Raw genomic sequence first — 20,115 nt, 5'->3', positions numbered from 1 at the left:
CTCAAAGGTTGCTCCGTTAAGGAGCACCATTTATTTGAGACGATTTGGGGTGCTCTTCAAAACATCGCAACTCGAGCTTCACTCAAAGGTTGCTCCGTTAAGGCGCACCTTTTTTTAAACTGCGATACTTTGAGGTGCTACCCCAAACTTCACAACTCGAGCTTCGCTCAAAGGTTGTACCGTTGGGAAGATTGCTAACTTTACCTCCAACACATGTACCACGGATAACGGTGGTGGGACACAATGAGGTGAAGCATTCCACCCACCCTACTTTTAGAATGATTCACCTTTCATCCTCATTTTTAGATGACCTCTTAATTACACCTGTGATTTCCTCAAACGACAAATTTCTGTTAGCGACATCGACTGTAAAATCCTCTATCTCTTTTTGAGTTGCCATTTTAAAAACATACCCATTATATGATAAGAACTGTGTCATAGCTAGAACAGCCGTCCGTTTATTTGCGTTTAGAAAAGGGTGGTTTTTGACTAAAGATTCAAATAAGGCAGCTGCCTTTTGAAATATATCCGGATACGCATCTTGCTCAAACAACGTTTGCTGTGGTCGGTACACCGCCGATTCCAGTAACTCCTGTGATTGAACTCCAATAGGTTCATTAGGTGAATAATTTTTAATAACAAATTTGTTAATGGTGATTACTTCCTCAATGGTGACATAACGCATTACCTCTCCACTAATCCTTTTAACGCTTCGTCATAACGCTTGGAATTGCGCTCTAAAGTCTCATAGAAATCTGGGCTAATGCCTTTTGATAGCGGTTTTTGTTTAACTTTACGGATGCTGATTTCACCATCCTTCTCGGTCACTTCCACTTGGTCTCCCACTTTAATCCCGTTACGCTCTAGTAGATCGATAGGAAGTGTAAAACCGCTTTTTGCTCCTACCCGAAAGTTTTTACGCCTAATCGCTTTGTTCTCCATGGGCTTCACCGACACACCTTTACTTTGACTTGCACTCACTCTCCGGCGTTTACCAATCGCTTTTCTTCTACCTTTCGTTAAACGCCCTTTTGAGTAATTGACTGTCATTTCTTGAATCCTCCCTATTATATTATTATTGCCATTATAATATGTTCACAAACTGGCGTCTATTATCGTCATATCAGACATTCATCGATGGGGAAAGTAACATCGTACTGAGTAATGGCTAACATATCCTTCACGAGTTTTTCCTACACTTAAGTTTCTTAACGTATAAATTTTGACACTTTGACAGTAAGCTAATGGTGATTTCTAATCAATGAAGGACTAACTGGGGTGACTTTCATGATTCTGCGTTTTGGGTATGTGTCGAGGGCTTTATCCTTATGGGAAGCGTCTCCTTCGCGGACGTTGACTTTTACGCAGTGGAAAAAGCTTGATCACGAGTCGCGAAAGGAAAAGTTATATTTAGCTACGGAGAAAAATCTGAAGAGTACGCTCAGAGCTTTGTACTATAATATTGCTCATGGTATTGACGTCTATCGTATGTCTTCTTCTCTCGTTCCGTTGGCCACACATCCTGAAGCTCGGTGGGATTATCTCACGCCTTTTGGACATCTTTTTAAAGAGATTGGCGACGTTGTACGCCAATTTGGTTTACGTGTGAGTTTTCATCCCAATCAGTTTACAGTATTTACAAGTGATAAACCACACATCACAGAGAATGCCATTAGCGATATGACTTATCATTATGACATGCTTGAAGCGATGGGATTACATAAGGAAGGGAATATTAACATCCACGTGGGTGGGGTGTATGGGGATAAGGCTCTGGCTGTGTCAAGGTTTGATGAGAACATTGTGAAGCTTGATGAGACTATCAGACGGCAAATAACCCTTGAGAACGATGATAAAACTTACACGGCGTTAGAGACGCTGGACATTTGCGAACGACACGGTTTTCCGATTGTTTTTGATTATCACCACCACTGGGCAAATCCAGGCCAAGAGGAAGTGGAAGATCTTCTGCCTCGTATTTACGACTCTTGGGAAGGCTTTCATGACAGGCCTAAATTCCATTTATCCTCACCCAAATCTGAGAAAGAGTATCGATCACACGCCGAAGATGTTGATCTCACTTTTGCTCTCCCGTTTATCAAGGATTTGGTTGCCTTTGGACGTGACGCAGACATCATGATTGAAGCCAAATCGAAAGATCAAGCCACCCTCAAGTTTGTGGAGGAATTAGCATCCTTGCGTCATTTCCGCCGACTTGATGGTGGCATGATAGAAGTATAATTTATTAAAGAACGATCGTTATGATACCGTTATGCCCACATTGACAGGCCATTGCTCTTTTTTATAAGCCATATCCCAGAAGGCATACTCATACTGACTACTAATCATGAAGTGTTCCTGCATTCGATCGCGTTCAGCTTGCGTGACTTGTTCGGCAATTGTGTCTAAATTGTTGATTTGCTCCTCAACAAGTTCACGGAACCAGTCTCCTCCGTAAGCCGCAATCCATTCTTGATAAATCGGTTCTTGTGGTGTGGCCCCTTGTAATTTTTCTCCGATTTCATAATACAACCAATAGCAAGGTAATAGCGCGGCGATGATATCGCCCAAGTGTCCGTTATATCCTGCTCTCATAAGATGCGACGTATAGGCATACGCGGTTGGTGCAGGTTTGAACTGTTTGATTTCTTCTTTAGTGATATCGAGTTTCTTCATAAATGTATCATGTAAGGCGTGCTCAGCTTCGTACGTCCCTTGAACATGAACGGCCATTCTCTTAGTGATGTAAAAATCATCTGTCTTCGCTGCACCGAGGGCTTGAACGCGTGCAAATTGACTGAGATAGTATGAGTCCTGAAGGACATAAAAACGAAAACGATCGAGTGGTAATCCCCCGTCTCCAATTCCCTTAACGAAGGGATGGTCAAAGCTCGCCTGCCAGATAGGGTCTGCATCCTGCCTTATTTTCTGTGTAAATGTCATATGTCTTCCTCCTTTAATATTTCAAATTGTCCTTAATATTTCAAATGGTGTGGTTTTTTCTCTATTCAAATTGGGATTTAATCGTAGTACCTGACGTCTTCAACCCCTGTATAGGGTAAATATTGACTGAATAAGTAGGCTGACAAAATACTCATCATAACGCATAGCACTAATGTGAGATCATGTCTGCTAAAACCGATACGATAATAATGGGTACGTCTGCCGTTAGTGAACTGTTTGGCTTCCATAGCCAAAGCGATTCTTTGAGCTCGTCGTATGCTTTGGGCAAGGAGTGGGATAGCGTAAAACTTCAGCTTCTCATACATCCCTTTCAAGCCCTTCTCATGTTGCACCCCTCGTACCTTATACGCGTAACGTAACGTTTGAAATTCTTCGAAGGCGATGGGTAACAGACGTACAGCGGCCATGAAACTATACGCATACCGAGGGGCTAACTTCATCTGTTGCATGAGTGAATAGAAGAGATTGACCGGTCTAGTGGTTAAGGCGAAAACCAAACCTATTATGGCATAGTTTAGAGCACGAAATCCTAAGTGTATCCCTCGGTAGAAACTCTCTTCTGTAATGTGCACGAGTCCCCAATGAAACCATGTTGTATCTCCTTTGCCAAAGAAAATCATAGAGGTCGACGTGGAGATAAACAGTAGGACAAATGGAATGGAGAACAGTAAGACCCTTTTTATAGGGTGGCCTGTGAATAAAAAGAGTAAAGCTAAAGGGAATACCGTAAAGTATATTAAATAGTCCAAACGGTGGATAAATAGTAATGTCACCATGAGGATAAGGAACAGCACCAGTTTTAAGCTAGGGTTAGCTTTATGCATCCATGTTTCTTGATAGCTTAAGTCGATAGACATCCCGTACTTCCCTCCACCTCATTTTGTTCACTCACTTTCGCTTTCGTTTCCCCATACTGTTTGTTTTCCTTATGTTCTTTTTCTTCCTCTTGGTGTCGCTGTTCATCTGGATTGAGAACTTGGTCTAATACAAGGACTCCGTCTTTTACTTCCCACAAACGAGTAGCAAAGTGCTCTATTATATGCTCATCGTGAGTCACCATGATGATCGTCTTTCCTTGATGTCGTAGTGTCTCAAATTGCGCTAACATATTAAACGTATTTTTGGCATCCTGACCAAAAGTCGGTTCATCTAATAGGAGCACACCTTGATTTTGAACGAGAGCAGAAGCGACGCTTAAGCGACGTTTCTGTCCCATTGATAATTGATATGGGTGCTGTTTCTCTTTACCCTCAAGTGAGAAAAAACGAAGAAATGCCTGCACGGTCTGATCGATCTGTTCTTCCGCCTGTTTCTCTTGGCGTAGCCCATAAGCCATCTCATCGTAGACGGTATTCGTCACAAACTGAAATTCTGGGTTTTGAAATACAAAAGCGTATTCAGTAGCTAAATTAGGATATTGGGAGATGTCTTGACCGTTCAAGCGGTATGTTCCTTCTGTTCGAATCAGTTGCATGAGGGCGTGCAACAACGTGCTTTTACCCGCCCCATTTTCGCCGACGACACAGATCCATTCTTTACCTTGTATATCAACTTCTGGTATCTTGATTTTGGGGTGTTTCCCTCGAAAGCCTGTTAAATGTGAGATTTCTACTTGAGTTGTGTCATGTTGATCAAATCCAAGACTTGACATAGTATCACGTGTCTTTTTACCTCGATTGGTACGACGTAGATCTGGCTCTTCTACAAAGCTTGATTCCCCATCCTCCGTCTCATCTAAGGTTGCACCCAAGAGCGGAGCCCCTTTATCTAAAGATGCGGCCTTAAAATGATCCCATACAGCAGGGTGCCATATCCCGTACGTATCCAATGCGTCTCTGTATTGTTCAAAAATAGTGTCAGGTCGATCGTTCGCCAATATTTCCCCCTGATTATTAAAGAGAATCACACGATCGACATAACCCATAATATGATCGATTTTATGTTCTACAATAATCACGGTCTTATCTTCTGTGACACTTTTCAATGTCTCCCAAATCTGTTTCGTACCGTCTGGATCCAACAAAGCCGTAGGCTCATCTAAAAAGAGAACCTCAGGCTCTAAAGCAAGTACCGATGCCAGGGCCAAACGCTGCTTCATACCTTGGGACAAGGTTTGAATTCCTGTATGGAGATCGCCTAATTGGAGCCCAACCTTGTGTATATAATGTGAGATATAACCCTCCATTTTCTCATGAGGGACGTTGAGATTTTCTAAGACAAAAGCAATTTCTTCATCAACATAGGGCATACAGAACTGCGTATCAGGGTCTTGAAACACATAACCCCACGATTGAGGCGTCTCTATCTTATTTGCTTTGAAGGGGACTTCAATGGTGTGTGGAATTAATCCTGATAGCACTTGTAAGACGGTTGACTTTCCACATCCACTTGGTCCCAGAAGTAAAACCTTTTCTCCTTTTTCAACTGAGAGCGTCATATCTTTAAACAACAGCTGTGATTGCCCAGGAAATTTCAAACGCAATTGTTGTACTTCTGTTATTACTTGAGACATGTTAGATTCACCCTTTTATATGTCATCCTTCGCCTGCCATGGCCATTTTACAAATCTTCATCGAGCGCCTTATAATCTTGAGATGACACTGGACGCAGCGAGTCGGTGACCCCTGTCTTTTCTATTGCCTTCACCAGATAGTATGCAAACACTCCCGCAATAACAATCGCACCGACACTTCGGGCAGTGACTAATAGCACAAGATTCCAAGGCTCGAGATCTGTAATATAGCCCCTCAGGACATCCATGACGAAGGACCCTGCTGTGGCCCCTAACGCTGCGAGCGATGCAGTAAATATGCTGAACGAGCGGTAAAGGAATAGCGCGAAAATAATTTCTGCCCCAAGCCCCTGCAATACACCGTACAGTAAGACTTCTAGGCCGTACTGAGAACCTACAATATATTCCCCAGAAGCAGCCGCCGTTTCGGCTAGAAGGGCCACCCCCGGTTTGCGTATGATTAGAAATGCTACCGTAGCTGCAATAAACCACATACCGTATATCAGTTCATCGAAGTGTAAACCGAGGGGAGACACTAAATCTGAAACGGGCCCCCAAAGCTTATAAATAATAGCAAAAACCACAGAGATAACAATGGTGACCAGGATATCTGTGAGTGTTAATCTTTTTTTCATTGTCATAACTCCTTCCCGTGTCCTAGCCGACGCGTAAAACACGTTCCATTTTTATTTTGTGACAAGCCCTTCGTTAGACACAGGCCATGTTTGTTCTTGATACGCCATATCCCAGAACATGTACTCAAACTTACTCGTGCGCACGAATATATTCTCTAAGTGGGCCAACTCTTGCTCAGGCTTCCCTTCAGTTAGAAGATTAAGCTCATCAATAAGCCAATTCGCTAGTTGACCAAACTCTTCAGAGGCATACATTTGGACCCATTCGCCATAGAACTCATGCTCACTCGCACCAGGGATCTCACTTAACGCTTTCCCTATTTCAGAGTAACTCCACATACAGGGTAAAAGAGCACAAATCAGTTCAGGTAGGGTCCCGTTTTGTGCGACTTGAAGCATGTAATGAGAGTAAGCAAGCGTCACCGCTGCCGGCTCTGCTTCCTCTAATTCCTCAGCGGTAATATCAAACTTTTTGGCATATTGACGGTGAACATCCATCTCTACATTGAGCGTAGCGTCTAGCAATTTGGCAAACTCCCCCATGGTGCGCACATCGTCAGCCTTAACCGCCCCTAAGGCAAATAGCTTGGCAAAGTCTTTAAGATATAAATAGTCTTGAATCATAAAGTATCTGAACTTCTTTACATCTAAAGTGCCCTCACCTATCTCTTGCACAAACGGATGTTGATGATTCGCTTCCCATATGGGGTGAACTTTTTGATGTAAGCGATCTGTAAATGTCATCACACATTTATCCCCTTTCATTATGTATCTATGTTTTTTTCTGGTGGCTCCAGGTGTAGATCGTTTGAACCATGACCTTGGTAAAGTGGATCAGTTGCGCAATGCTTAAACTTTCGTTAACAGAGTGTGCTTCACGCATCTCTCCAGGGCCATAGATAACCGTTGGTATACCGGCTTCTCCCAGCCATCCTCCATCCGTAACTGACGTTGACATGCCAACCTTTGGTGCTTCTCCTACAACTGACTGATGGGCAGACATGAGTGATTGCACACCGGGATGTTCGATGTCGATGTCCAATGACGGAAAAATTTCACCTTTGTCTTCAATCATAGAGGTTCCCCCCCACTCAAACGTAGGTGGATGCTCCCTGAGCCAGGGATCTGCTGCGGCGACTTGCCGTATATAGTCTTCTACTTCCTGTGCAACCTGCTGGTGTGACTCATCCGGGTAAAAGTGTACCGTCACCCACAGCTTACATTCATCTGCAATAAAGGCCGGGTGGCGTCCACCTTCTATGACAGCGGGATTAATTGTATTCGTACCGTGAGGAAAACCGGGATAAGATTTTGTCACCGCCCAGTGACGCTCCAGTTCTTGTAAGCCTTGAATGATCTTTGCCATTTTTTCAATCGCACTAGCCCCAAAAAGGCCACCACCAGCATGTATCATGTGACGCCGTGTGCCGTCGTGAAAGGTAGTTGGACTCTTAATAGTGATCCACCCGGTTATGACACCCCCTTGACCGTGAATGTTCAAATCACTCGTATCGACCACGATTGCAAAATCAGCACCATAGCCCTTGCGACAACACTCAAGCGTCCCCGCTTCTCCAACCTCTTCTCCTATAACTGATTGCAGTATGACATCGCCTGGCAATTGAATACCGTTCTGTTCTAGTAGCTTTAGCGCAAAAAGGACGCCAGCCATGCCCCCCTTCATATCAGCTGATCCTCTGCCGTAAATTCTGCCATCCTTCACCAACGGCTCAAAAGGGGAGGACGTCCACCCTTCATCATCCACTTCGGCCACGTCAATATGTCCATTGATGATTAAGCTGTGATACGTCTGTGAGTGTATGCCCTTCTTAACCCCCACCACATTTGGGTCTCCAGGATATACCTCCCACATATCGGTCTCAAAGTCCATATCTCTGAGATACTGAGCGATAAACCTTTGCGCTTCTGAAGTGTTTCTTGCAGGCGGACTAGGTGTCTCAAAGGTGATGAGTGTTTTCAGTAACTCGATAAGTTCGTCCTTCCGTGTGTCCACCTGCTGCATTAAGTGGTCTAACGTTTGCTGTTTAATTTGTATTGACACTTTGACTTATTGCCTCCTTTCCGGTCGACCTCCCTCTAATCTGACCCTAAACGTTTCAAACATATAAAAAACCACCTTCCGTAAAAGGAAAGTGGTTAACTTCTAATGTATAGACGTCACTCCGTCGATGATATCCCAATAATGCCAGTAAAAGTGTTCAAGTTTCTTTTAGTTATACACTTACACTTGAACCACTTGGCTCATTTGGGATAAACAACTACCGGTTCGACCACCACTTCCCTACGCTAGTATGATCTAGATCAGGTTCAAGGGTTAAGGCCAACGCCTCTCTCAGCTACAAAGAGCACCCCTAGCGGTAAAACGTATGTTGTTGTCTGTTTTTAATTCTTATAGACGTCGCTTCTAAATCGCATGTTAGATAAATCAAGCTTAATACATATTTATCATAAAAGGTGAAAATGTGCAAGTTGTAAAGCGATACACCATTCATATATGACATCTGAAGGAGCCGGAGATAGACGTCATTTTTACCTATCCCGTATTTTTAATAAAATATTATTGCGCCTTTTTTATAGTATCAATTCTACGATGTTCCGTTTGCTCACGTTCACGGTGTATTTTTTCACGCTCTTTATTAATCTCTCTTACCACATCGTCTACTTGGTGATAGACCTGTTCTGCTTGTTCAAGGGAATCATTTATTTTTCCGTGCACCGTCCAATCCACAATAAAACCGTCGAAAAAGTAATCGGCAAATGATAAAAATTCACCAATGTCAATATGTACATGCCCAAACTGTCTTTGGATGTCCTTGAGCTCGGACTCAAATTTTCTTAGGGCATTTTGTGCGCTGTGTATTTCACCCTTCGCCGTATCGAGATGATCATGCTTTATCGCTGTAGAGATTAATCCCCCGCCGAATAGATCAAAGGTCGACCATCCCTTCGCTTTATCCAGAGATTCTATCACATGCGAGAGCTTCGATAGGGCAGATTGTCCCGCTTGAATCGCTTCATCATATTCCTTTAATTCAGAGCTCAACTCTGCCTTTTTCTCTGAAAGTGCAAATAATTCTTCCGACCAAACCGTGGCTGTATCCTTAATCAGCGCCTCTTTTTCCTGTAATAGTGTCTCGTATGTTTGATCGACATGATGAAGTGGGGCCAGTAAAGATGAGAGTTCAATCATTTCTGATTTCATATCTTCCACCGTATGTACGGCTTCATCATACTTTAATTTTGCGGCCACCGCCTCTTGTCTTTCTTTTTCTAGACGCTCTAACTTTTTTCCAATCACCGTGTAAAGGAAGTTAGACACCGACAACCCTTCTAGCTTTTTAACATCTTCCTCTTCTTTTTCCAAGAGATGTCCTAGGCGCTTTTCCTTCTGCTCTTCTTCCTTCAATTGCGCTTCTAGTTCCCGATACATTGCCGTCCATTTTGCTTTTTGTCTTTTCTGATCTACGACCGTTTCTAACCGTTCATTCAGATCTGCCAACATGAGTGCTTCCTCCTTTCCTATTCTTAATAGTACGATACATCACGTGCCAAGTTTCAGGGGTATATTCCGTGTGCTTGATCATAATAGGTCCTTAGCCCCGATATGATCTCTATCGTTCCGCCTAAGATAGCGAATGGAGGAAACGTTGTAATCGATCAGCACCCTCTTCTAAAATGTCATCATGATAAGCATACGATATACGGACATAGCCTTCCCCGTAATTTGAAAAAGCGCTGCCTGGTACGATGGCGAGTTTCTGCTCTTCTAGTAATTGTGAGGCGAAATCAAAAGATGGTCTCTGCCACTTTTTAATAGAGGGGAATATATAGAACGCACCACTCGGTTTGACAAAGTCGATGCCCATATCCTCTAGTCGCTTGATCATATAATCTCGTCTGCGTGCATATACACGTTTCATTTCCTCTGCATCTCGTTCTCCCACGGTTAGCGCCTCAATCGCTGCATGTTGACTGATTGAACTCGTACAGCTGACATTATACTGGTGAACCTTAAGCATATGCTTGGCTAGAAATGCCGGTGCAAATGCAAAACCCATACGCCAACCGGTCATTGCATGTGACTTAGACAAGCCGTTAATTACGATGGTTTTGTCCCGTAATTCTGGATATTGGGCGATAGACACATGGGACTGGTCATATATCAGTTCTGAATATATTTCGTCTGAGAGAATGAATAAATCCTTATCACGTAGGACCTCGACAATCGCGCTCATTTCATCCCGGTCGAGCGTACACCCAGTCGGGTTAGACGGGTATGGTAAGACAATGGCTCTCGTCTTTTCTGTTAAATGCGTTTTGATTTGCTCTGCTGTGATTTTAAAGTCTGTGGCTGATGTATCGACAAAAACAGGAGTAGCCCCACATAAGTGAATAATCGGTTCATAACCTGGATACACAGGAGCCGGTAGAATCACTTCTGCCCCTGGTTCTAAAATCGTTCTAAAGGTGATATCAATAGCCTGACTGGCCCCAATAGTGGCAATGACCTCCGTGTTAGCATCGTAATGAAGGTCGTATCTATGACGCATAAATTGTGCTGCCGCTTCCCTTAAGGACAGTAGACCTGCGTTAGGTGTATAGGTAGTGTGATTATGATCTATCGCTTTTTTGCCCGCTTCTTTGACATGCTCAGGCGTTGGAAAGTCTGGCTGACCAATCGTCAGCTGAACAGCATCTGGGTATGCAGCCACTTTATTAAAAAATTGCCGAATGCCTGAGATCTGTATCCCTTGTACATTTTCGTTTATTAATTGTTCTAAACGATTCATGTTGATGTCCCTTTCCATTGTAGATACTCAGTGATCGTGTTAATTGCTACGTCTATCGCTTCCTCTTGAGGTTCTAATTTGGCATGGTGTAAACCAAACGGTGTTTCAACCCCTAGCCAGAACATAAAGCCCGGAATCTCTTTTAGAAAGTAACCAAAATCTTCACCTGTCATAGCTTCTCTACACTCAATCAGCTTGACGTTAGATTGCTCCTGCGCCCATTTTATAAACTCCCGAGATAACGTTGTATCGTTATATACTTGGCAATAATTTGCGCCATAATCGATGTTCATTTGACAGTGAAAAGATAGTTGATGCCCATGAACGATTGTTTCAATACGCTGTTTCACCTTTTGCATCGCTTCCATCGATAACGTGCGAATGGTCCCTTCGATCCGAGCATGTTCGGCAATAATGTTCTGTTTTGTTCCACCCTCTATCGTACCAATTGTCACCACGGCTGAATCTAAAGGGTCGACGTTGCGGGACACAATCGTTTGTAGCTGAGTCACAAGATGGCTGGCCGCCACCACCATATCGTTCGTTAAATGGGGGTAAGCTGCATGTCCTCCCCGCCCGTGCAAATCGATAAACAACTCGGACGTGTTGGCAAATAAAATGCCTTCCTTGGTCGCAATCGTACCGACGGGTAGCTCAGGTGCAATGTGTAAGGCAAATATTATGTTGGGCTTCCAAATTCTAAACTCTTCGCTGGACAACATCGGTTCCGCACCACCAGGTCCTTCTTCCGCCGGCTGAAAAATAAAGAGGAGGTGGTCATCAACAGGGTTTGAGGCAAAATGTGTGAGAACACCGAGTGCAATTGACATGTGCAAATCATGACCACAGGCATGCATCATCCCTTGATGCTGGGAAGGAAAATCATAAGTTGTCTCTTCCCGAATGGGCAAACCGTCCATGTCTGCGCGATAACCGATCGTTTGAGTTGGCGCTTTTCCTCTAACTCGCACTAAGATGCCTGTTTTCCATGTCGTATATTCGATGTGGTCCTGGGGGAGTTTGTGTATATACTCTAAAAGATAGGCTTGGGTTTTATGTTCTTGGAATCCTGGTTCAGGAATTTGGTGTAGGTCTCGTCTGATTTTAATGAAAGGGTTCATGTGTTGGGCCCCTCCTTTCGTTACTTACTTTCGTTACTTACTTTCGTTACTTATCACCTTCCATGGTAGCCCTCCTTTTCTTCTCGAGCTTCGCCCATAGGAAGAACGCGGGGCTACCATGGTTCAATACTTTGAAATCTGTTATAGACACTCTTTTCTTCTCATGCTTCGCCCATAGGAAGAACAGGGCTGCCTTGGCTCAGCTCGTTACTAGCACCTTCCATGGTAGCCCTCCTTTTCTTCTCGAGCTTCGCTCATAGGAAGAACGCAGGGCCACCATGGCTTCGTTTAAAGGAAGAATGCTACTTTGGCTTCATTAGGTACCAGTTGCTTTCCAACTTGGTAATTTGAAAAAAGGCCCTCCTTTTGAAGGACCTTTTGCCTTGAGGTTGATTTAGTCTTGGTTGAGTTGGCGAAGTTCTGCTTTAATTTCTGTTTTGTTTTTGGTTTGGTCATCGATTTTTTTGATGACGCGGGCAGGTGTACCTGCGACTACAACGTTTTCAGGGACATCTTCGGTGACGATTGCTCCGGCTGCCACGACGGAGCCTTTTCCAACGCGCACGCCTTCTAAAATAACGGCGTTTGCACCGATGACAACTTCGTCTTCGATGACAACGGGTGAAGCGGAAGGGGGTTCGATAACCCCAGCGATCACAGCACCAGCGCCAATATGACAGTTATTACCAACCGTGCCTCGTCCACCGATCACAACGTTCATATCCACCATGGTTCCTTCACCGATGACAGCACCGATGTTGATGGATGCTCCCATCATGATGACAGCGTTATTTCCGATTTCAACTTGGTCGCGGATGATGGCACCCGGTTCAATTCTGGCATGAATATTTTTCATGTCTAGAAGGGGTATAGCAGAATTACGACGGTCGTTCTCGACAACAAAATCTTCTATCTTGTCTTGGTTCGCTTGAATCGCTTCATGGATGTCCTTCCATTCTCCAAACAATGTGCCTACTTGACCTGTAATAAAGGTTTTGGTGTTAGTCCCAAAATCAATACTATCAAGGTCACCTTTAATATGTACTTTAACGGGTGTTGATTTTTCACTGTTCTGTATAAAAGAGATAATTTCATTTGCGTCCATCATTTTCATGATAAATTCCTCCCTAAACTTTATAAAAGATGACCACCCCTAGAGGATAGTCATCTCTCTACTACAATGTTTGTGCCATTATTTTATCATAGATTAGATGTCATGTCCTGTGTTTAAATCTTGGGAGCCTTGGAATGTCAGTTCGATCAGGTTTTCGGACAACGTCGGGTGTACTTGGACAAGTTCAGCCATTTGATGAATCGTCAGTTCACCCTTCATGGCTATGGCAAACTCGTGAATCATCTCATCCGCTTTATGACCAACGATGTGGGCGCCAATAACCTTGTGCGTCTGCTTATCGGTGAGTATTTTGGCGTATCCTGCTTTTTCCCCGAGAATAATAGCTGTACCACTGTGTTTAAAGGGCATTTTGTTCACATGGTAGTCGATACCTTGTTCATTGGCTTGTTTTTCTGTGAGTCCGATGCCTGAAACAGACGGCATGGTAAATACGGCATGCGGTATAATAGCGTAATCAACTTTTTGATGGTTTCCTTTATAGGCGTTTCTCATGGCGAGTTTGGCTTCATATGCTGCTACGGGGGTAAGCATTAAGTCACCAATACAGTCACCTGCTGCATAGATATGCTCTGCTTTGGTTTGAAGGAACGCGTTGACTTCTATTCCTTGTTCTGTGTACGCCACACCCGCTTGTTCTAGTCCGAGACCTTCAACGTTTGGGACACGACCTGTTCCCATGAAGACCATATCCGTTTTGAGCTGATGGTCTTGTCCATCTTTCTGAATATGTACTGTTTTCTGATGACCTACATTCTCAATTCTCGTGACGGTCGCTTGAGTCAGTACGGTCATGCCTTTTTCCTCTGAGATGCGCTCAATGTATTCAGCACTTTCGGTATCAAGGTGGGTTAATAAATGTGGCCCTCTTTGCACAATAGTCACGTCCACACCAGCGGCATTTAGAATATGGGCAAATTCCATGCTGATGACACCGCCCCCAATCATGACCATCGAGGCGGGTAGCACCTCGAGGTTAAATATGTCTCGGCTTGTTATCGTGTGACCATATCCCTCTATCGGAAGGACGCGCGTCTTGGAACCAACCCCAATGAGAAATTTATCTGCACTATAAGCCTGCTCACCCACTTTAATTGTATGGCTGTCTGTAAAAGTTGCTGTCCCTTCAACGACATCTACATTGCGTTCCTTTAGATAAGGTGTCTTTGAATCAACGAATTGACCGATGATATGCCGTTGTCTCTCTAACACTTTTTTCCATTCTAGCTTCGTGTCTTGTGTCGATACACCGAATGTGTCCGCTCGTTTGACTGTGTTAAAAACCTCCAAAGACCTTACCAAGGCCTTCTTCGGCATTCATCCCCAGTTCAGGCATGTGCCACCGAGTTTATCCTTTTCAACCATCATAATTTTCTGAGCACCTAAGGCTTTCGCTTCACGCATGCCATCAAAAGCAACAGTTCCAGCACCAATGATAATGAGATCATAATGTTCAGCAGTAGACATTGACTTCACTCCTCCCTATTCCATGGATTCTATACTCTCTTCTTATCCTTTACATGATATAATGAAACATAGTTGAAGGCTATATTAAGATCTTTTTTTTCACAATGAAATCATTTTTAATTATGAATCAACTTATCATGAAAGGGGCCTGCACATTTATATGATTTACAAGTTGAATGGAAAAAAACCAACCTTGCATGACAGCGTTTACATAGCGCCAGGTGCGCGAGTGATTGGGGACGTTCATATTGGAAAGGATTCAGGGGTGTGGTTTAACGCGGTATTACGAGGAGATGAAGGACCGATCAGGATCGGTGAACGGACGAACATTCAAGATAACACGACTTGTCATCTCTATGAAGGCTATCCCCTCGAGATTGAGAATGATGTCACTGTCGGACATAATGTGATACTACATGGCTGTAAAATAAAAAGTGGAAGCTTGATCGGGATGGGGGCGACTATCTTGGACGGTGTCACCATTGGTGAAAAATGTTTTATTGCTGCCAATACCCTCATTCCACCTGGTAAGCATATACCCGACTATTCTTTTGTGATGGGGAGCCCTGGTAAAGTGGTTCGTGAATGCACAGAGGAGGATCTTGAGATCTTAAGAATGTCCTCAGACACTTACGTTGAAAATGCCAAAACCTTTAAAGCGAACGGTATTACAGAATAGTGGAACAGGGAAAACGCTTGGTATAGGCGTATCTTTCCTTTAGTTCTAAAAGATCTAGGTTGCCGTATCTTAGTAAAAAAAACTGTTGGAGAAACATGTCTCCAACAGTTTTTATAATTAGCACCATCACCGCTCTATCTATTTTAAATGGACAAACAGTTGCATCGGATTCTCGAGCAAATGCTTAATCTGGTTGGTAAACTGAACGGCTGCTACCCCATCTGCCACTCGATGGTCGAAGGACATAGAAAAGTTAAGGATTGAGCGGATCACAATCTCATTATTCCTCACGACCGGCATATCTTCCATTTGGTGAAAGGCCAATAAGCCTACTTCCGGATGATTGATGATCGGGGTGGCAAACATGCTTCCAATAGGGCCAACATTACTGACCGTAAAGGTTCCCCCTTTAAGCTCCTGTGGGGACAGTTCATTCTGCTGCGCCTTTTTGGTCAATTGTTTCATTAGCGCATTGATTTCTAAGATAGACTTGGATTCTACTTCGGGTATGACAGGCACGATGAGGCCTTCCTCCGAGTCGACCGCCACCCCTAGATTCACATGGGGTTCGAGGTATATTTCCTCTTTATCTTCGTTTAACTTGGCGTTGAATATGGTGTGTTGCTGTAAACTGACAGCAATTGCTTTCAAAACAAATGCCATAATAGAGATTTTAGTCGGTTTCACATCTTCTTCTATAAGATTGTGCGTCGTTTGTGTTGTGGCTTGTGCTTCAAATTCTTGCTTGATCTTTAGCAGGTGTGTCATATCAATTTTATCAAAGTGTGTCACGTGCGGGATTGTAAACATAGACTGTGTCATTTTGTTCGCAATTTGCTTGCGACGTCCCTTAAACGGGATGACTTTTCCTTCTGAAGGGACAGATTGTACAGTCTCCCCAACTGTATGGTCAGGTGATGGGTTTTGATTATTCCCTACTTGCGCCCCATCGTTCAGAGGTAATGATACTGCCTCCTGTGCACTGGCCACTTCTAAATGAGAAGAGTCAGATGCGTGTGCATGCCGTTCAACATCTGTAAGGGTAATTCTCCCTTTGGGTCCTGTCCCTTTGATCTGTTCGATTTGGATGCCGTAATCTCGAGCGACTTTACGTGTATAAGGTGCAGCCATCACATTGCGTAAACGCTCCTGGCTGTTGAGTGCTGCGTCACCTGGTGGTTGATGATTGGAATGACTATCTTGGTCATCTTGAGCTATATGATGTGGGGAATCAGCGGTATTTTGCTCTGGTTGTTGTGATCCTGCCGCAGCCTCATCAATCACTAAGATGGTACTTCCGACAGAGACAATGTCTCCCACCTGTACCGTAATCTCAGACACTTTCCCTGCCACAGGAGAAGGTAGCTCTGCACACACTTTATCCGTTTGGACTTCCATTACAGGCTGGTCAACTTCTACATCGTCTCCGACCTGCACGAGGTGCTGGACCACTTCGCCCTCTGTCATTCCCTCACCAATATCGTGTAATTTCATTTCGTACATTGTTCGCTTCCCCCCTTAATACGCAAGGACATTTTGAATTCCCTTATAAACCCGGTCAATGGAAGGGAGATAGTGGTCCTCCAAGGCAAATAGTGGCACATGAACATCGTAACCTGTGACACGTTCGATCGGTGATCTTAAATAAAAGAGTGCATGATCATTAATAAGTCCAATAATTTCTGCACCTACGCCACCAGTGCGATGTCCTTCATGTACGACGACCACTCTTCCCGTTTTTTCAACCGACTGGACGATGGTATCCTTGTCCAGTGGGTATAAGGTACGTAGGTCTATTACTTCTGCTTGAATATCTTTTTCTTTTTCCGCTTTTTGAGCCGCTTCCATCGTCGGTTTCACCATGTTCCCCCAGCAAATGAGAGTCACATCTTCTCCTTTTTTGACCACGTTCGCTTTACCAATGTCAACGGTGTACTTTTCTACAGGTACATCTTCTCTTCCAGCTCGGTAGCTCTTCATAGGCTCAAGGAATATGACGGGGTCAGGATCTTCAATGCTGGCAATGAGTAATCCTTTCGCATCATATGGACTTGACGGCGCGACCACTTTCAAGCCAGGTAAATGAACGAAGAACGCTTCTGTACTGTCGGAATGTATCTCTGGAGCACGAATACCCGCACCATAGGGCGCACGGATGACCATTGGTACTGTATAGCGTCCTGACGTTCTCATACGAATCCTCGCTGCATGCGTCACAATTTGCTCAAAACCTGGGTAAATAAACCCTAGAAACTGTATTTCGGCAATTGGTTTGAATCCGTTCATGGCTAGCCCAATACTTGTGCCAATAATGCCTGCTTCCGCAAGGGGCGTATCGACAACACGATTATCACCAAATTCATTGATGAGACCATCGGTTGCTCTAAATACCCCCCCATTGGTGCCCACGTCTTCACCCAAGACTAAGACTTGTTCATCTTCAGACATCATGGTTCTCAAACCGTCTGTCACCGCTTGAACTAATGTCATTTTCTCCGTTTGACCTACAGGTTTTGCATTCGTCTCACTAGGTTGGTGCTGAAGCGTATTCATCCCCATTCTTATCCCTCCTTCCTTTCAATTGAGTCTCGTTGTTCACGTATGTGCCAAGTCGGCGTCTCAAAAATATGGTCAAACATGAACGTAGGTTCAGCTGCTGGATATTGCTCCATATCTTTCACGGCATTGTCTACTCTGTCAGACATTTCCTCAGACACACGCTGAGCCCACTCTTCATCCCAGTCCCCGTTGTGCCGGAGCATGCGTTCCACTCGCGTAAGAGGGTCCTCTACGCGTTTTTCTTCACTTAAACTCTGGTCTCGATATTTCGTTGGATCATCGGCCGTCGTATGTGCCCCATAACGCCACGTAACGGCTTCAATTAGCGTCGGTCCTTCTCCTTTTCTAGCTCGATCAAGGGCTTTTTTCGTCTCTTCATAAACGGCAAGAACGTCATTACCATCCACACGAACACTCGGTATATCGTACGCCAACGCTTTCTGTGCGATCGTTTTGGATTTCATTTGACGTGACACGGGCACACTAATGGCAAATCCATTGTTTTGACAGAAGAATACGACAGGGGCATGAAAGACACTAGCAAAATTTAATCCCTCGTGGAAGTCTCCCTCCGACGTTGCACCATCCCCAAAGTATACGATCGATGCGCCTGTACGGCCCTTAAGTTTCTCAGCCCAAGCCGCCCCTACGGCATGAGGAATTTGAGTTGCTATCGGCACGGAAGGTGGAAAAATATGCTTGCCCTCGGGTGGCATACACCCTTCTACACGTCCTGCCCAGTAAAGTAAAACATTCATCAGTGAATGTCCAAAAGTCAAAGTGGCCGCATGATCACGGTAGGATGGAAACATCCAGTCGGATGTTTCCAGTGCCATCGCACTCCCAATTTGGGCTGCTTCCTGCCCTTCAAAAGGCGCATATGTTCCAATGCGCCCTTGTCTTTGTAAATTTACGGCTTTACGATCAAATACCCTCGCTTTGAGCATATTTTCATAACTCAGCATTAGGTGTTGTCGATCATACGTCTGGGCATAATCGGCATTCAATTGTCCCTCTGGTGAGATATATTGCACCACAGGAAACTCCGCTTCCATTGTCGTCATATGGCTCCCTCCTAAAAACGAATGTCCCACTTCGGTCTACGGTGGTGAGTGAAAAAGCTATTAAATTGTTGCCGTTGCGTAAGACGCTGTTCCACGAGCTGATCAGCCGCTTCACCGGTTGGAATCGATTGCGCTTTTGATTTTTCAAAGATTTGAGATAGGGTCTCAAAGATAGATTCCGTTTTTCTTAGCACACGGTCTTTGTTACTCCCGTATAGTTCATCAGACACTTGGATGAGACCACCCGCGTTAACGATATAATCTGGTGCATATAAAATACCTTTTTCTTGTAGCACCTTATCGTGACGGTCTTCAAGGAGTTGGTTATTCGCTGCACCACAAACGGCTTTCACTTTTAATTGTTCGATGCTTTCGTCTGTAATGACACCACCGATTGCACAAGGGACGAACACATCTGCGTCCACTTTATAGATCTCTTCACCCGTCACCTTAGTCACGTTGCCTTGCTTATCCTTAGCTTGGGCGATCAATTCATCAATGGCCTCATCATAGATATCTGTCACATAAACGTTCGCCCCTTCTGTAATCAGGGTTTCTGCCACCTTGTAACCTACTTTACCCAAGCCTTGAATGGCAAATGTTTTATCTGTTAGCGTTGTGGTATGCCATAAAAATTGGTTCACAGCTTTAAGGCTTTGTATCACCCCGTGCGCCGTAGGGACTGAGGAATCTCCACTTCCACCATACTCTTCGGGCGCGCCAACGATATATTCCGTTTCTTTCTTAGCGTGGACAAAGTCCTCCGGTAACGTTCCCATGTCACATCCTGTATAGAAACGTCCCCCTAAGCTTTGAACAAATTGTCCTAAGGCTCTAAACAGTTCTGGTGACTTATCTTTTCGGGGGTCACCGATAATGACCGCTTTTCCTCCACCAAAGTCAACGTCAGCTGCAGCGCATTTGTATGTCATGCCTTTAGCGAGTCTTAACACATCCTCTAGCGCTTCTTCTTCACTTTCGTAGGGACGCATGCGACACCCACCTAAAGCGGGGCCTAGCGTCGTATTGTGTATGGCGATAATGGCCCGTAATCCCGTTTTTTCGTCATTACAGAAAACCACCTGTTCGTGCTGACTCATCTTTTGAAATACTGATATTGATTTCGATTCATTTTCCTTGTGCGTCACAACTTCTTGAAATGTACTCATGT

The 20,115-nt window shown here is 44.3% G+C and carries 20 protein-coding genes and 1 riboswitch; of the genes, 2 read left to right on the top strand and 18 right to left on the bottom strand.

The features are described from left to right. Positions 1 to 283: 283 nt before the first annotated feature. Positions 284 to 685: a type II toxin-antitoxin system death-on-curing family toxin gene (locus JKM87_RS04765; protein WP_202078486.1), complete on the bottom strand. Its 402-nt coding sequence runs from the start codon at positions 683 to 685 to the stop codon at positions 284 to 286. Continuing rightward, positions 685 to 1,050, bottom strand: a complete 366-nt coding sequence (locus tag JKM87_RS04760) for an AbrB/MazE/SpoVT family DNA-binding domain-containing protein (RefSeq protein ID WP_202078484.1) — start codon at positions 1,048 to 1,050, stop codon at positions 685 to 687. The genes JKM87_RS04765 and JKM87_RS04760 overlap by 1 nt, the downstream gene beginning before the upstream one ends. A gap of 237 nt (positions 1,051 to 1,287) precedes the next feature. Here JKM87_RS04760 and uvsE point away from each other — a divergent pair, with 237 nt between their 5' ends. Next, positions 1,288 to 2,241: a UV DNA damage repair endonuclease UvsE gene (uvsE, locus tag JKM87_RS04755; RefSeq protein WP_202078482.1), complete on the top strand. Its 954-nt coding sequence runs from the start codon at positions 1,288 to 1,290 to the stop codon at positions 2,239 to 2,241. A gap of 18 nt (positions 2,242 to 2,259) precedes the next feature. On the opposite strand, the gene tenA (JKM87_RS04750) is transcribed toward uvsE, so the two are convergent. The 12 genes from tenA (JKM87_RS04750) to JKM87_RS04690 all read right to left on the bottom strand — a co-directional run bounded on the left by tenA (JKM87_RS04750) (position 2,260) and on the right by JKM87_RS04690 (position 14,642). Further along, positions 2,260 to 2,943 (bottom strand): thiaminase II, encoded by a 684-nt coding sequence (tenA, locus tag JKM87_RS04750; RefSeq protein ID WP_202078480.1) that lies wholly within the window; start codon positions 2,941 to 2,943, stop codon positions 2,260 to 2,262. 77 nt (positions 2,944 to 3,020) lie between these two features. Continuing rightward, complete coding sequence (locus tag JKM87_RS04745) at positions 3,021 to 3,821, bottom strand: energy-coupling factor transporter transmembrane component T family protein (RefSeq protein ID WP_202078478.1); 801 nt, start codon at positions 3,819 to 3,821, stop codon at positions 3,021 to 3,023. Beyond that, positions 3,806 to 5,476: an ABC transporter ATP-binding protein gene (locus JKM87_RS17845; RefSeq protein WP_236838592.1), complete on the bottom strand. Its 1,671-nt coding sequence runs from the start codon at positions 5,474 to 5,476 to the stop codon at positions 3,806 to 3,808. Before JKM87_RS17845 ends, JKM87_RS04745 begins: the two co-directional genes overlap by 16 nt. Before the next feature lie 47 nt (positions 5,477 to 5,523). Beyond that, positions 5,524 to 6,111: an ECF transporter S component gene (locus JKM87_RS04730; protein WP_202078476.1), complete on the bottom strand. Its 588-nt coding sequence runs from the start codon at positions 6,109 to 6,111 to the stop codon at positions 5,524 to 5,526. Positions 6,112 to 6,162: 51 nt separating this feature from the next. Further along, entirely contained in the window at positions 6,163 to 6,855 is a 693-nt protein-coding gene (gene tenA, locus JKM87_RS04725) for a thiaminase II (protein WP_202078908.1), read from the bottom strand. 28 nt (positions 6,856 to 6,883) lie between these two features. Next, complete coding sequence (locus tag JKM87_RS04720) at positions 6,884 to 8,173, bottom strand: acetylornithine deacetylase (RefSeq protein ID WP_336885131.1); 1,290 nt, start codon at positions 8,171 to 8,173, stop codon at positions 6,884 to 6,886. 220 nt (positions 8,174 to 8,393) lie between these two features. Further along, a riboswitch (TPP riboswitch) is annotated at positions 8,394 to 8,495 on the bottom strand. Positions 8,496 to 8,689: 194 nt separating this feature from the next. Further along, the gene (locus JKM87_RS04715) at positions 8,690 to 9,634 is read right to left on the bottom strand and encodes a hypothetical protein (protein ID WP_202078474.1); all 945 of its coding nucleotides are present in this window, start codon (positions 9,632 to 9,634) and stop codon (positions 8,690 to 8,692) included. 121 nt (positions 9,635 to 9,755) lie between these two features. Continuing rightward, the gene (locus JKM87_RS04710) at positions 9,756 to 10,922 is read right to left on the bottom strand and encodes an aminotransferase A (RefSeq protein WP_202078472.1); all 1,167 of its coding nucleotides are present in this window, start codon (positions 10,920 to 10,922) and stop codon (positions 9,756 to 9,758) included. Continuing rightward, positions 10,919 to 12,043 (bottom strand): N-acetyldiaminopimelate deacetylase, encoded by a 1,125-nt coding sequence (locus JKM87_RS04705; protein ID WP_202078470.1) that lies wholly within the window; start codon positions 12,041 to 12,043, stop codon positions 10,919 to 10,921. Before JKM87_RS04705 ends, JKM87_RS04710 begins: the two co-directional genes overlap by 4 nt. 394 nt (positions 12,044 to 12,437) lie before the next feature. Next, positions 12,438 to 13,157, bottom strand: a complete 720-nt coding sequence (dapD, locus tag JKM87_RS04700) for a 2,3,4,5-tetrahydropyridine-2,6-dicarboxylate N-acetyltransferase (RefSeq protein ID WP_202078468.1) — start codon at positions 13,155 to 13,157, stop codon at positions 12,438 to 12,440. A gap of 93 nt (positions 13,158 to 13,250) precedes the next feature. Continuing rightward, on the bottom strand, positions 13,251 to 14,492 hold the full coding sequence (locus tag JKM87_RS04695; RefSeq protein ID WP_202078467.1) for a dihydrolipoyl dehydrogenase family protein: 1,242 nt from the start codon (positions 14,490 to 14,492) through the stop codon (positions 13,251 to 13,253). Beyond that, complete coding sequence (locus tag JKM87_RS04690; protein ID WP_202078465.1) at positions 14,493 to 14,642, bottom strand: hypothetical protein; 150 nt, start codon at positions 14,640 to 14,642, stop codon at positions 14,493 to 14,495. 160 nt (positions 14,643 to 14,802) lie between these two features. Here JKM87_RS04690 and JKM87_RS04685 point away from each other — a divergent pair, with 160 nt between their 5' ends. Further along, complete coding sequence (locus JKM87_RS04685; RefSeq protein WP_202078463.1) at positions 14,803 to 15,321, top strand: gamma carbonic anhydrase family protein; 519 nt, start codon at positions 14,803 to 14,805, stop codon at positions 15,319 to 15,321. A gap of 138 nt (positions 15,322 to 15,459) precedes the next feature. On the opposite strand, the gene JKM87_RS04680 is transcribed toward JKM87_RS04685, so the two are convergent. Genes JKM87_RS04680 through JKM87_RS04665 form a run of 4 tightly spaced genes read right to left on the bottom strand, consistent with a single transcriptional unit; the run spans position 15,460 to position 20,113 of the window. After that, a complete protein-coding gene (locus tag JKM87_RS04680) occupies positions 15,460 to 16,824 on the bottom strand; it encodes a dihydrolipoamide acetyltransferase family protein (RefSeq protein WP_202078461.1) in 1,365 nt (454 codons plus the stop codon). Positions 16,825 to 16,839: 15 nt separating this feature from the next. Continuing rightward, positions 16,840 to 17,880: an alpha-ketoacid dehydrogenase subunit beta gene (locus tag JKM87_RS04675; RefSeq protein ID WP_202078458.1), complete on the bottom strand. Its 1,041-nt coding sequence runs from the start codon at positions 17,878 to 17,880 to the stop codon at positions 16,840 to 16,842. Between the two features lie 2 nt (positions 17,881 to 17,882). After that, positions 17,883 to 18,935, bottom strand: a complete 1,053-nt coding sequence (gene pdhA / locus JKM87_RS04670; RefSeq protein ID WP_202078903.1) for a pyruvate dehydrogenase (acetyl-transferring) E1 component subunit alpha — start codon at positions 18,933 to 18,935, stop codon at positions 17,883 to 17,885. Positions 18,936 to 18,955: 20 nt separating this feature from the next. Further along, positions 18,956 to 20,113: a Glu/Leu/Phe/Val family dehydrogenase gene (locus JKM87_RS04665; protein WP_272899173.1), complete on the bottom strand. Its 1,158-nt coding sequence runs from the start codon at positions 20,111 to 20,113 to the stop codon at positions 18,956 to 18,958. Positions 20,114 to 20,115 lie beyond the last annotated feature (2 nt).

The organism is Caldalkalibacillus salinus, assembly GCF_016745835.1.
In the GTDB taxonomy this organism is placed as follows: Bacteria; Bacillota; Bacilli; order Caldalkalibacillales; family JCM-10596; genus Caldalkalibacillus_A; species Caldalkalibacillus_A salinus.
This window is presented reverse-complemented; position numbering and strand designations above follow the sequence as displayed.